Source organism: Sporomusa aerivorans (genome assembly GCF_041428895.1).
Taxonomy (GTDB): domain Bacteria; phylum Bacillota; class Negativicutes; order Sporomusales; family Sporomusaceae; genus Sporomusa; species Sporomusa aerivorans.
Genome location: NZ_CP156926.1, coordinates 1,071,016 through 1,083,639, shown reverse-complemented (window position 1 = coordinate 1,083,639; position 12,624 = coordinate 1,071,016). Strand labels below are relative to the sequence as shown.

13 protein-coding genes are annotated in these 12,624 nt (G+C 42.3%); 5 read left to right on the top strand and 8 right to left on the bottom strand.

The features are described from left to right. Positions 1 to 65: 65 nt before the first annotated feature. The 3 genes from SATMO3_RS04885 (at position 66) to SATMO3_RS04875 (ending at position 1,928) form a co-directional block, all read left to right on the top strand. The gene (locus SATMO3_RS04885; protein WP_371378306.1) at positions 66 to 497 is read left to right on the top strand and encodes a MarR family winged helix-turn-helix transcriptional regulator; all 432 of its coding nucleotides are present in this window, start codon (positions 66 to 68) and stop codon (positions 495 to 497) included. A gap of 106 nt (positions 498 to 603) precedes the next feature. After that, entirely contained in the window at positions 604 to 1,179 is a 576-nt protein-coding gene (locus SATMO3_RS04880; protein WP_371378304.1) for a hypothetical protein, read from the top strand. Next, complete coding sequence (locus SATMO3_RS04875; RefSeq protein ID WP_371378301.1) at positions 1,164 to 1,928, top strand: hypothetical protein; 765 nt, start codon at positions 1,164 to 1,166, stop codon at positions 1,926 to 1,928. Before SATMO3_RS04880 ends, SATMO3_RS04875 begins: the two co-directional genes overlap by 16 nt. A gap of 129 nt (positions 1,929 to 2,057) precedes the next feature. Here SATMO3_RS04875 and SATMO3_RS04870 read toward each other — a convergent pair whose 3' ends face one another. The 5 genes from SATMO3_RS04870 to kduI form a co-directional block, all read right to left on the bottom strand. Further along, on the bottom strand, positions 2,058 to 3,077 hold the full coding sequence (locus SATMO3_RS04870; RefSeq protein ID WP_371378298.1) for a TRAP transporter substrate-binding protein: 1,020 nt from the start codon (positions 3,075 to 3,077) through the stop codon (positions 2,058 to 2,060). A gap of 270 nt (positions 3,078 to 3,347) precedes the next feature. Then, entirely contained in the window at positions 3,348 to 4,121 is a 774-nt protein-coding gene (locus SATMO3_RS04865; RefSeq protein ID WP_371378296.1) for an IclR family transcriptional regulator, read from the bottom strand. A gap of 77 nt (positions 4,122 to 4,198) precedes the next feature. Next, positions 4,199 to 4,672 (bottom strand): YhcH/YjgK/YiaL family protein, encoded by a 474-nt coding sequence (locus SATMO3_RS04860; RefSeq protein WP_371378293.1) that lies wholly within the window; start codon positions 4,670 to 4,672, stop codon positions 4,199 to 4,201. A 119-nt stretch (positions 4,673 to 4,791) separates the two neighbouring features. Beyond that, complete coding sequence (kduD, locus tag SATMO3_RS04855) at positions 4,792 to 5,547, bottom strand: 2-dehydro-3-deoxy-D-gluconate 5-dehydrogenase KduD (RefSeq protein ID WP_371378290.1); 756 nt, start codon at positions 5,545 to 5,547, stop codon at positions 4,792 to 4,794. A gap of 38 nt (positions 5,548 to 5,585) precedes the next feature. Further along, positions 5,586 to 6,413 (bottom strand): 5-dehydro-4-deoxy-D-glucuronate isomerase, encoded by an 828-nt coding sequence (kduI, locus tag SATMO3_RS04850; protein WP_371378287.1) that lies wholly within the window; start codon positions 6,411 to 6,413, stop codon positions 5,586 to 5,588. Between the two features lie 328 nt (positions 6,414 to 6,741). Between kduI and SATMO3_RS04845 the strand changes: the two genes are divergently transcribed. Further along, positions 6,742 to 8,061 (top strand): sensor histidine kinase, encoded by a 1,320-nt coding sequence (locus SATMO3_RS04845; RefSeq protein WP_371378284.1) that lies wholly within the window; start codon positions 6,742 to 6,744, stop codon positions 8,059 to 8,061. Positions 8,062 to 8,176: 115 nt separating this feature from the next. After that, on the top strand, positions 8,177 to 8,863 hold the full coding sequence (locus SATMO3_RS04840; protein WP_371378281.1) for a response regulator transcription factor: 687 nt from the start codon (positions 8,177 to 8,179) through the stop codon (positions 8,861 to 8,863). 82 nt (positions 8,864 to 8,945) lie between these two features. Here SATMO3_RS04840 and SATMO3_RS04835 read toward each other — a convergent pair whose 3' ends face one another. The 3 genes from SATMO3_RS04835 to SATMO3_RS04825 all read right to left on the bottom strand — a co-directional run bounded on the left by SATMO3_RS04835 (position 8,946) and on the right by SATMO3_RS04825 (position 12,601). After that, positions 8,946 to 10,016 (bottom strand): S1C family serine protease, encoded by a 1,071-nt coding sequence (locus SATMO3_RS04835; RefSeq protein ID WP_371378278.1) that lies wholly within the window; start codon positions 10,014 to 10,016, stop codon positions 8,946 to 8,948. 155 nt (positions 10,017 to 10,171) lie between these two features. Further along, positions 10,172 to 10,942: a hypothetical protein gene (locus tag SATMO3_RS04830; protein WP_371378275.1), complete on the bottom strand. Its 771-nt coding sequence runs from the start codon at positions 10,940 to 10,942 to the stop codon at positions 10,172 to 10,174. 42 nt (positions 10,943 to 10,984) lie between these two features. Next, positions 10,985 to 12,601 (bottom strand): glycosyltransferase family 2 protein, encoded by a 1,617-nt coding sequence (locus SATMO3_RS04825; RefSeq protein WP_371378272.1) that lies wholly within the window; start codon positions 12,599 to 12,601, stop codon positions 10,985 to 10,987. Positions 12,602 to 12,624: the final 23 nt, after the last annotated feature.

Genomic DNA, 12,624 nt, shown 5'->3' with positions numbered 1-12,624 from the left:
TTTACTATATATGAATGTTAACTTATTTATGGTATACTGTCAATAAAAAATCAGGAGGTTTTTCTTTGCGTAATCTAAAAGCGGCGGAAAAAATATTTTATTTAATGCCTCTTCTGGAGAAAAAGTTTGTAAGACCGCTTGAGCAGCAATTTAAACCTGCTCTTAGCCCGATTCAAGTCCATGTTCTGTCAAGTCTGCAGGAAAAAAGGCATACTATGACGGAACTTTCCAGAGAAATGCTAATGTCCAAGCAGCAAATGACCCCTATCATTGACAAGCTTGTTTCACAGGGATTTGCCCAGAGAGAATATGACAGTACCGACCGCAGAATTATTCAAATAAGTATAACTGCATCCGGGCTAGAGTTTCTTGCTGCCCTCAGAGAAAAAATATTCATTATATTAGAGGAAAAGCTCGGCTACCTGGAGGAGCAGGATGTAATCCGTCTGAGCAATGCTATCACTGAATTACAGGATATACTGCTCAAAATACCTTAATTAACTAATATAGGCTGATTCTAAATATTTTTCCAACAATCAAATGCGACAATAAAAGAGTCTAATCGCCAAAAATAATCGGCCATGCCCATATGAGGTGCATCCTATGAAAATAGTAGCCGTTGATATTGATAATGTACTAAATAATTTCTCAGATACCTTAGCGGGTTCTGTATTTACATTCAGCGATTCTTACGGACTGTCGTATGAAGAATTTAATACCTATCTCGAACTGATCAAACACGATGCCTTCGCCACAAGTGAATTTTTAACATCTAAATTCTCGGATTTCCGCTATCGCATACATGAAGAGTGCTATCGCTCGGCACAGGCTAACCTGGCTGGAGTACAGTTTATGCATTGGTTAAAAAACAATGGCTGGAAAATCGTTATCTGTACAAAACGAAATTTGCGATTAACGGGAGAAGCTACTAAAAAGTGGCTGCAAAACAATCATATTCCTTATGATTACTTATTTATGGCCCTTAACAAAATTGTCTTTTGTAAGTTATGGAGCGTACCTTATTTAATTGATGATGATAATTTAAATATTATCCATGGTGAGCAATATGGCATTGCGGTGTATTATCCGATTATGCCTAAGCACCATAGTTTACCTAAACCTCTTACGGCAAAAGGATTTAACCATTTTGAGGAGATAAAGCAATGGCTGCCAAAGTAGAACTGCTGGAAGCATTCTATCGAACAATGCGCAGGGATAAAGTTAAGATAGAAACTAAAAATTATGGTTTTGATTTTATCCAACAACTAACAGGTAATGAGATAACGTTAGATTATGTACAAATGGAAAACAATTTTATTCATAAGTACAGGCTGTTACAGGTCTCGGAGCAGCATAGAAGAAAACTGCTGCAGGGACATGTAAATCAGGATTATAATGTATGTCTTTATTTTGATGATACAGCCAATAATACGCTCTGCTTCAATTTAGACAACAACTTTAAAGTCAATAATAATGAGCATATACCGGCAGTAGACCTTACCGCAGACTTTTTGCAGCAACATCTGGGAGAGTACGGCATGGAAACCGTAAATATAAAGAGCGGACGCGGCTACCATCTATGGTGCTGTTTTGCAAGACCGATTGCTAACCAGCTTCTATTGGATTTTATGATAAGAATTTCTGCGAAAGCGTTGGCATCATTACATTTTAATAAGTGTGATTACCATACCGTTAAAATTAACATGAGTCCCAACCCCAAGTATGTAAGTTCTCTGTCGCTGCGCGCCTTCGGCTCCAGACATATCCGGACAGGTACCTTTTCCTATATAAAAAACCAGAGCGGTATCTTAAATGAAGAAGAATCCTGGCAGTATTTTGAGGACTATATGAAGAATAAGACCATTTCAGAACAGCAGTTTATGTTGGCGCATGCCAAGCTTACCAGAGCTATCCCTTTAGCAAAATAAAAGCCTGCGGTATCATCATTAACCCATATTACTATTACTGGGCAGCGGAAAAACAAAAACTAGAACTCTCGTACTCGGGAGTTCTAGTTTTTATTTATACATAACACTAATATTTAAATTAGCTGATTTTTATTTACGCGCCTTATCAATGCCGTCAAGCGCCTCTTTGAAATCGGCGCTGTATTTGTCAATAACCGGCTTAACAGCTGCCTGCCAGGGTTTCAGGTCCTTTACTTCGGTAATGGTTACCCCGGCATCACGCACTTTGGCTTCTGCTTCTTTTTCGGTTTTAGCCCAGATGTCCCGTTGATAATCTACCGAATCCAATGCCGCCTGCTTTATGAGTTTCTGATCTTCCGGCGATAACTTATCCCAGATAACTTTACTGATCAAAAGCACTTCAGGAATTCTTTGGTGAGCATCTAGTATATAGTGCTTTGCTGACTGATAGTGATTTTGCGCTACAAAAGTCGGGTAATTGTTTTCAGCGCCATCAATTACACCGGTTTGTAATGCGCTGAATATCTCACCGGCCGGCATAGGTGTTGCGCTGCCTCCCAGAGCAGCAACCATATCCATATTTATTTTATTTTGCATAACCCGGATTTTTAAGCCCTTCAGACTGTCTATGCCGGTAAGTGGCTTAACCGAATAAAAACTCCGTGCTCCGCCGGTATAATAAGCCAATCCTTTCATTCTGGACGGCTGTAGGTCATTCAACATCTTTTCGCCCATTTCACCTTTAAGAAATTTCCACATATGCTCTTCACTATCAAAAAGATAAGGCAGGGAAAACACACTCATTTGCTTGTTAAATTCGCCTAAGGGTGATGCGCTTACCCGTGTAAATTCTATAGCGCCTAACTGCACTTGTTCCAGCACTGCTTTCTCTTCGCCTAACTGGGCGCCGGAAAAGACATCAATCGTAATACGGCCATTAGAACGTTCTTTAACCAGCTCGGCAAACTTTTTATCGCCCAAGGTTACCGGATGCTCTGCCGGGTTACTTTCAGCCAGACGAAATTTGTACGCAGCTCCCTCCGGTTTGCTTCCCGCTTGTTTGACATCCTTCTGTCCGCAACCAGCCAACAGCATGGAACCGGCCACCAGCACAGACATCGCAGCGGCTAAAAGTCTCTTTTTGTTCATATACTGTCCTCCTTGTTATTTTCTGGGAAAATCGCCCTGTGTTTCACAATGTGAAACTTTTTTTTATTCTACGGAAAATATACGCTGTGGAGCACAAAATATCCTGCCATTAAATTCAAAATATAAAGATATTTCGCAATATGAAATCCTATGCCAGATGTAAAAAAGCATAAGCGCCATTCCTCACAGTGGAATGGCGCTAAAAAATGTTTCTTTATCCGGCGAATAACCTTCAGATGAGGTTAAAACCCCACTGAAGCTAAGTCTACTTTATCTATCTGCATACCCAAGCGATTTGGATATTTCTCCGGTACATTCCAGCAACCTACCGGCAACTTGGCTTTCAATATAGTCCCTGGCAAATCGTGAAGCCAAACCCGAGATACTTATCGCCGCAATCACTTTACCGGTATTATCATAAATCGGAGCACCTATACACCGGCCATCCAGCTCACTTTCACAATCGTCCAGCGCATATCCCAGGCGACGGATTTTCGTCATCTCGGTAAGAAAAGCATCCGGTGTACACAACGTGAATTCCGTTCTCTTTTCCATATCTTCGGCTTCCAGCATCTCCCTGATTTTTGCATCATCGTGTTTTATCAGCAGCGCCTTGCCCAATGCCGTACAATGCATAGCGTTGGTAGTGCCAAGTTTGGCAACAAGCCGCAGAGCATGAGGGCTCTCCACAGTATCTACATAAAGCACCCGGTTCTTCGCCAAAATCCCCAGATGAACTGTTTCTTTCGTCAATTCGTTCAACTGATGCAAATACTTTCTGGTCAAATGTTTGATATCAAAATTCTGTTCAGCGCGCTGGCTCATCATCAGCAACTGAAGGCCCAGCCGGTAATTGCCATTGGTGTCGCACCGGACATAGTCCCGCTTCTCCAGATTGCTCAGAAGGCGATAAACAGTTGATTTCGGCAACCCGGTTGCATCTGTGATATATTTGAGACTAACCGGAGTAACGCTGTTGCCGACAACTTCCAAGATGTCAAATGTCCGCTGCAGAGACTGAACTTCTAAGCTAGCCACCAACATTTCTCCCTTCATAACTCCATAGAAACGGTTTACCACTAATAATACATTATTTTTTACTTTTTTGCCAGCGCTCGGTCTTATCGTAATTGATCCATTTTAATCTTTAATACCACTTTACGCACTTTTACACCAGGCTGGCTTACACAGCCAGGCCGATGAATGTCCCAGGGGAAAAACACAGCAAACATTCCCTGCTTTACGGTTATATCAATTTCTTCTTTAACCGTCGAATAAAAGGTAGCATCCTTATCCGCCAGGTAGCCCTCCGGCTTTTCCGTACCGTTTGCCAGATCGGCGAAACCCATAATCTCCTCACCGGCCGCTATATATTGGATATCAATATACTTATTGTGAGTTTCCGCTTTCCGATTTTCCTTTACATCAGGAACATACTCCGAAACAATGGCAAACATATTGTCGCCGTCAATGCTATGCTTGCCGATCTCCAGGGTTGAAAAATCGGTATCCCGCAAGTACTGCAGCCCCTTTTGCAACGCTGGCAACTTTACAATAGCTTCTTTTTCAGTATTACCTACATATCCTAATATCACTTATATCACCCTTTATGTCATATTCCTTGCTTGTGCGCGCCCCCTTATGCCGAGGCGCTCGCATTGATTTTTGCCAAGCGGCTAAGCTTACTTGTGTAAGCTTGTTGATCCTAAATTTATTATCGGGCTAACCAGCCGCCATCGACAGCTACCGTATAACCATTAACATAATCGGAAGCCGGTGCGGCAAGAAACACCACCGGGCCGGCTAAATCCTCCGGCGTACCCCAGCGGCCTGCCGGTATTCTGCCCAAAATTTCAGCGCTGCGCTCTTCGTCGGCCCGTAGCGGCGCCGTATTGGCAGTAGCCATATACCCTGGCGCAATGGCGTTGACATTGATGTTATGTTTAGCCCATTCATTGGCCATTAGGCGGGTTATACCCATAACGCCGCTTTTGCTGGCAGTATAGGAGGGCACCCGGATACCGCCCTGGTAGGAAAGCATCGAGGCGATATTGATGATTTTGCCGCCGGCGCCTTGCTTAATAAATTGTTTTGCAGCAGCCTGACTGAAAAAGAAGACGGTTTTAATATTAATATTCATTACGTCGTCCCAGTCTTTTTCGGTAAAGTCCACAGCATCCGCCCGGCGAATTATGCCGGCGTTGTTAACAAGAATGTCAATATGGCCAAATTCGGCTACTGCTTTGTCAATAACACCCTGAATAGGTTTGGTGCTGAATAAATCGGCATCTACAGCCAGACATTTGCGGCCGGCGGCAGCTACCTTCTGTACCGTCTCGGAGTGATCCCCAATGCCTACACTGACAATATCGGCGCCGGCATTAGCCAGGCCAGCAGCCATACCCTGGCCTAAGCCTACGGAACCGCCGGTAACAATAGCTACTTTACCTGTCAAGTCAAACATTTTCATTGCTTGATACCACCCTTCATATTATTGGCATGACATAGTTACTTGATATCTTTCATCGCAACATGATCCATGTCATCAAAGGTCTGGTTCTCGCCGGCCATCCCCCAAATGAAGGTGTAGCAGCTGGTGGCGACACCCGAATGGATAGACCAGCTGGGTGATATAACAGCCTCTTCATTTCTCATGACAATATGCCGCGTCTCATTCGGCTCACCCATTAAGTGGAACAAAGCAGCATCTTCCGGCAGGTTAAAGTAAAAATAGACTTCCATCCTGCGATCATGGGTATGACAAGGCATACTGTTCCACATATTGCCTGGCTCTAAAACAGTCATGCCCATTACTAACTGACAGCTTTTTACGCCCTGGGGATGAATGTATTTGTAGATATTGCGTTCATTGGAGCTCTCAATAGCACCAAGATGGGCCGGAGTAATGCTTTGGCGTTCAATCTTGACAGTTGGACAGACAGCATGCGCCGGCGCACTATTAAGATAGAATTTGGCCGGCTTAGCCGCATCGGCACTTGAAAAAATAATTTCTTTTGCACCTTGGCCCACATACAATCCGTCAGTGGCTGCCAGCGCATATTCGGTGCCGTCAACTTTAACCACACCGGCTCCGCCGACGTTGATTACCCCTAATTCTCTTCTTTCCAGGAAGTATTCCGTTCCCAGTCCTTTGCCGACTTCCAGGGGCAAAGGCTGAATCGGACAGGCACTGCCCGCAATCATGCGATCAACATGGCTATAGACCATTTTAATTTCATCAGGCTGAAACAGTCCTTGAATCAAAAACCGTTCTCTAAGTTCTTCAGCCGTTAATCGTTTTACATCTTCCGGATGAACTGAATGTCGGATTTCCATCTTAAGTCCTCCTAATACACGTTATGTGTTATTTTGAACTATACCGGCTTATAGCAACAGTAACATTGCCGCAGTTGTTCCACATTATAAACCGCAATGCTATCTTATGATGTATCTAATACGCTTTATGAGAAAAAATTCCTTCAATACATTGCTGGTGTCTACGTTATATTTCACCATACGGAACAAAAGTCCAAAATAATCAATACTGCTTGTACAGATACATTAAAATTAATGAAGGAAATCTTTTTCAGGATGTGGTATATAGTATGGATAAACATGCCGTATATACACGCACCGGTGTTGAGGCAATTCGCAGGAGGCAAGCATGTTTCAGAAGTTGCGCCTTAAACTTACGCTAATAAATGTATCCATTATTCTTGTCCTGTTTCTAATGCTCATTGCCAGCGCCTACTGGTTTGCGCAAATAAATCTCAACAGGCACACCCGGTCGCTGGCACAAAAACTTATGACCGACATCCAGGCAGGCAAGCTGACCGATTGGCCGCCTCGCCGTAATATTCGGGACAGGGCGCCTGAAGGACCGCCAGGCGCTGGTCCGGCGCCTGTAGTTCCGCCGTTGGGTCCCCCTGACACTCCTTACGGTGGCCCACCCGGTCCGAATTTCTTTTTTGTTAAAACCAATCCGGCCGGTGCGATCACTTTTCAGTCATCCGGCCAGCCGCTCGATTCGGCCAATCTGGAATCCCTCGCGGCATTGGTGCTGGAGCAAAGTGTTCCCGAAGAAACTCTTGCTTTTGGGCAAACCTCTTATTTCTATTTAAAAGCGCCGCTCGCCAATGAAACAGGCACAGTTATTCTCCTTCATGATTTTACCCAGGAAAACGACATGTTGCGGTCAATTCTTACGGCCTTATTAGCGGTGGGAGCCGTTTGCGCCGTGTTGTCTTTCGGAGCCAGCTTTTTTATGGCCAGCCGTGCTATGATTCCTATTAAACGCGCCTGGCAGCAACAGCAGGATTTTTTGTCTGATGCTTCCCATGAGCTGCGCACCCCCCTAACCGTCATCCAGACCAACCTGGATATTGTCCGCGCAAGCCCTGATGAAACGGTGGCCAGTCAGGATAAATGGCTGGAAAACATCCAGGAAGAGTCTCTCTGTATGCAGAACCTTGTCAATTCCCTGCTGTTTCTGGCCCGGGCCGACTCCAATCACCAACCCCTGGCTAAGCAGAACATTTGCCTGTCTACAGCCCTTATCCAGGCTGTCGCCCCTTTTGAGGCCGTAGCCATCCAGAAAAAGATTCATCTTGCGGTCGACGCCCCGCCGTTCATAGAAGTATATGGCGATGAAGCCCGGCTAAAGCAGGTAATTGCTATCCTGTTAGATAACGGACTCCGTCACACCCCTCCCGGCGGGAACATGTTGCTGGTGCTTTCCCACACCGGCAGTAAAACTATCCTTACGATAACCGATACCGGTGAAGGAATTGAAGCTGAACATTTAGATAAAATATTTAACCGCTTTTATCAAGTCGACCAATCCAGGCAGAAGGGAGGATCCGGCCTGGGGCTGGCTATTGCCAGGTGGATTGTTGAAAGCCATGGCGGTTCAATAACAGCGTCCAGTACGCCGGGAGCAGGAACTACCTTTACCGTTGAAATCCCGGGCAAGAGCAATACGTAACTTTTAAAATAAATATTAGATTTAAATATATTTCTAACATTTATCTGCGAAAATAGATGTAGACACCAAGGATGGAAAATTTCTCACAAGGTAGTGGTTTAAAGGATGTCTTTACATGAAATTATTACTGGTGGAGGACGAAAGTAAACTTGTAGAATCATTATCTCACTTATTACGTAAAAACGGTTTTGTTGTTGATAACGCGCTTGATGGTCAGACTGGGCTGGAAATGGCGTGCACCGGCGTGTATGATATAATTGTTTTGGACCGGATGCTGCCTTATCAGGACGGTGTTTCCTTACTAAAAGAATTTCGCGCCCTGGGGCATGATACGCCAGTTATCTTTCTGACTGCCAAAGACTCTCCTGAAGACCGGGCCGAAGGTCTGGATGCAGGCGCCGACGATTATCTGGTTAAACCTTTTTATTCTGTAGAATTGTTAGCACGGCTTAAAGCGCTAACGCGGCGGCAAAATAAGACTTTGTCGGAAAATGTACTGGCTGCAGATGATATTGTGCTTAACCCGCTTCGCTGCCAGGTTGTGAAAGGCAGCGAAGTAGTACAGCTTACACTAAAGGAATCACAGCTTTTAGAGTTATTAATCCGCAACTATGGCCGCGTAGTGACCAAGGAACAAATCATCCAAAAGGTATGGGGCTATTTTTCCGAGGCTGAGTTTACAACAGTTAACCTTTATATCCATTACCTGCGCAAAAAGCTTAATCTTTCCAACCTCAAAACAGTATGGGGCGTTGGCTATTACCTGCAGAAAGACAATACAACCTCAAATACGGCAAATTAGCCAAAAACAATATATACATTAATACATAACGAAAACTTCCTTACGGCAGCTATCTGCCGGCAAGGAAGTTTTTTTATTGGCTTTAATTCATAATAACCGCTATACGCACTATGCCTTTTTTAGCCAGTTCCATAATACTGACAGCGTCAAGCACAGATTTCTGCCGCTTCGGTATCGGCAAACCAGGATTGTCCAGTTGATTTCCCAAGAGATTTTGAATACCGTCGGATTTTATAGCAAAATTAACATTTTGCGGAATGATGCCTGTCTTATCAACAAATTTTCTGCCCAGTTCCGCCGACACCACTCCGATTACCTCGCCATTTTCGTTAAGCAGCGGACCGCCGCTGTTGCCCGGCTGAATGGGAGCGCTGATTTCAAATTGCCGGGTGTCTCCCCGGTAGCCGACAGTCCCGCTGACAATCCCCTCGCTGATCTTGGCCGTTAGACCGATATAGGCCGTCAGGGGAAAGCCTACGGCGTAAATCCGCATGCCTTCCCGGACCGTGTCTGATTGCCCCAGCGCCAGCGGAACAACGCTCTGCTCGAGGCCATGCACCTCCAACAGGGCCAGATCATTAGCGGGGTCAACACGAATGACTGTGGCGGGCGCTTTCAGCTCATTGTTGTAAATGACTTCAATTTGCCTGGCGGCATTCACCACATGATTATTTGTCACTATCAGCGTAGGGGTTATGAAGAACCCTGTGGCGGTAGCCTGCCTGTTGGCAGACGGCGCTTTTGGCTCTCCGCCGGCGGCAGCGGCGGGATTTTGCGCAAGATAGCGGGTAACCGCGCTCAAAAGCGCCGCCTCCGCGGAATTCCCGGCAATCGCTTGCCAGATCGCCTGCGGATACTCCCTCTTTTCGACTACCTTACCATCAGCGCTTAAGGTTGCCGCCGCCAGCAACCTGTATTTTTTCTCCCCGGTGTTAAACACAACGGCGAATACCTTTTTGGCGGCGCCGCCCCGCTCAACGCTAAATTCCCGCACGGCGGATACAAAGATGTTGTTGCCGCCTGTTTTGATGGATTCCGTTACAAAATAATACTTATCCCCCAGCGAGTTTTTGGCATACTCCACATTCTGCGCATTGGCGGCGTACAGCGGGAGGAAAAAGAGAATTAGGAAAAGAGATAAGATGCGTTGCATATTTCCACCTTCTGTATTCAGTACCTGATCTGAATTCTTAATTTGATTAGCTTTATATAGTCGGTAAATAAATATTGGTAAAAATATCCGCAATATTCATAGCTAGCAAGACACCAGGAACTGTCACCTCATCTATTTCCTCGCAAGTTTGTTCCTCATTCAATATACATGAAAGAACACGAAGGAAAAGTCCTTGATGCATGAATACGAACATTGGGTAATCCTAATACTTCTTTGAGTGCAATAGTTTCTCCGGGAAATCCTGAATAATTAAGTTCATCAAAACCAATTATACTTCCCTTTGCCATATGTGGTAGTATTCTCTTTAAGCACTCCTTTGCAGGCTCATACAAATTAATATCAAAATAAGCTAGCGCGATCATCGTATGAGGATTATTCTCCAGATATTCACACAATGTATTGCACACATCACCCTTAACAATTTCGTATTTTTTTATATGAGATATGGGACTTTCTTTTTCATGATACCGTAAAATATAGTCCAGTATTTCTTCATAGTTATCCGGCATATCATATGCACCTTTTTTCATAAAGGCGGCATTTGATTTATTAATGTCGCTCTCACTTACATCAGGATACCCGCTGAAAGTATCAAAGCCAATCACCTTTCGGTTATTGCGATACGGCTCGTACATTCCTCTAAAATTTTCGAAAAGAGCAAGATTTGTCCCCCATCTAACCCCAAACTCCATTATTACACCTGGCACATCTAGGATTTTTTGATATAATTCATTCATATATATAATACGGCTTAGTGTTTGGCGATTAATATACAAACCTATATTATAAAACAATTCCTCTTTCGGTACGGGATTCTTATTCAGAAAAAATTCTAAGAATTCATTACGCATTTGCTTTTCTTGATCAGAGTGCTTTCCAGGAGATACAATAAACTTGTTTTCCATAATTAACATACCTCTTTCTTCTCAAAAATATCATTACTGTGGTCAACCGGATACTTTAACTAACAGTTTGCGAATTGGCCGACTGTCATAAAAGGCTAATCCGGAATAAGCGTAAGCATTACCATTGTCTCTATTGCCAATTAACATATTAAAATAGGTAATGAAGTATATTACATCTTCATCAAATATTCTAATGGCTATAATTTTTTGCAATTCATTCAGTGCTGCTTCCAAATTATCCTTCTCAAAATTTACCAGAATTGAATGCTTTATTTGAAGAATGGCATTATAATTAGCTTGATTAATTGTTAGGGATTTTATGGCAGAATTAATTTGCTGAATATATTTATCATCCAGAACATTTTTACCAATTTCTTGAATATATTGAAAGTCGCCGTTCATTAGAGCACAAAATATAGATGGATAATTCATTAGATTTATAATATTCAAGTTATATTTTGCAAATAGATTAATCATCCATTTGGGTATAGCATTGCTTTCATATTCCTTAAAATATTCCATTCCCCACAAAGTAGAGTTATCTTTATCACAAAGAGCGGAAAAATAAAGTATCGTACAAAGCGGTCCAACCATTTGATCTGAAATTTTAATTTGATTAGCTTTATAAAGACGGTAAATAAAGTATTTATAACAAATTTCGGATGTATCATCATTAGATAGTATATCCAACATTAACCTGCTTATTTCATCATGTAATGTTCTATCATTTAACTGCGCTAATCCGTACTGAAGTATTTTATTAGTAACTATATTTTGAATAAACTGCAGCTTATCTTCAATAGCTATATTTACATTTAATAAAACTCGGATGCAATCTATCATAGAGTAATAATGTACACTTAATATAAAACAATGATTTGAGGGTGTTAGACCATTCCACAATTCTAGCAGTCTTCTTGCTTCAAAATATAATAGATCGTAACATTTCCAACGTTCTGAATGAAAATTTGAAGAGTATATGGAATCATTTCTAATCATATATGAATGAAGTGATTCATTTAAACAAACGACTTTTTGGGCAACGCTTAAAAATCTTAAGCAAAAAAATGTATCTATACCATTCATTAAATAACCTGGAGCATCATGAAGATATTTTTTATGCTTAAAATAGATAGCTACTTTAAACAACTTTCCCCACAGAGTGCGAAATGATCCATAAAAGGCAGAGAAATTTGTAGTCATCTCTTTAGGACTTCCGCAAAAAGCGGGTGGTATTCTCTCACCTTTACTCATAGGATATTTTTCTTTAAACATAGTTGTACCGGCAGCAGCAATATCAGCATCATTATCTAGAGCAGCGTCAATTAATTTTTTTATAAAATTCCTGTCTAACGTATCATCACTATCTAACGTGGTAAAATACTCCCCCTCTACAAACTGCATCATATCAATCCATTTGTTAATTGTTTGATTCTCATCAGGAAATATAACATAGTTTTTTTGATTCACGATTAACTTAATTCGTTTATCTTTTTTTATGTATTTTTCAATAATTTTTCTGGTATAATCTGTGCATCCATTATCTAACACAAGCCATTGGATATTATTATAAGATTGATTCAAAACGCTTTTTGCACAAGCATGAATATACTTTTCTGCATTATATGCAATTGTGATAATTGTTACTTTATAGTTCATTTAGCTTGGCCTCTCTTTTAACC

Coding starts and splice junctions, on each gene's coding strand:
- SATMO3_RS04880 (WP_371378304.1), top strand. CDS start 604: ATGAAAATAGTAGCCGTTGATATTGATAATGTACTAAATAATTTCTCA.
- SATMO3_RS04875 (WP_371378301.1), top strand. CDS start 1,164: ATGGCTGCCAAAGTAGAACTGCTGGAAGCATTCTATCGAACAATGCGC.
- SATMO3_RS04870 (WP_371378298.1), bottom strand. CDS start 3,077: ATGAACAAAAAGAGACTTTTAGCCGCTGCGATGTCTGTGCTGGTGGCC.
- SATMO3_RS04865 (WP_371378296.1), bottom strand. CDS start 4,121: ATGTTGGTGGCTAGCTTAGAAGTTCAGTCTCTGCAGCGGACATTTGAC.
- kduD (WP_371378290.1), bottom strand. CDS start 5,547: ATGAAAATGTTTGACTTGACAGGTAAAGTAGCTATTGTTACCGGCGGT.
- kduI (WP_371378287.1), bottom strand. CDS start 6,413: ATGGAAATCCGACATTCAGTTCATCCGGAAGATGTAAAACGATTAACG.
- SATMO3_RS04845 (WP_371378284.1), top strand. CDS start 6,742: ATGTTTCAGAAGTTGCGCCTTAAACTTACGCTAATAAATGTATCCATT.
- SATMO3_RS04840 (WP_371378281.1), top strand. CDS start 8,177: ATGAAATTATTACTGGTGGAGGACGAAAGTAAACTTGTAGAATCATTA.
- SATMO3_RS04835 (WP_371378278.1), bottom strand. CDS start 10,016: ATGCAACGCATCTTATCTCTTTTCCTAATTCTCTTTTTCCTCCCGCTG.
- SATMO3_RS04830 (WP_371378275.1), bottom strand. CDS start 10,942: ATGGAAAACAAGTTTATTGTATCTCCTGGAAAGCACTCTGATCAAGAA.
- SATMO3_RS04825 (WP_371378272.1), bottom strand. CDS start 12,601: ATGAACTATAAAGTAACAATTATCACAATTGCATATAATGCAGAAAAG.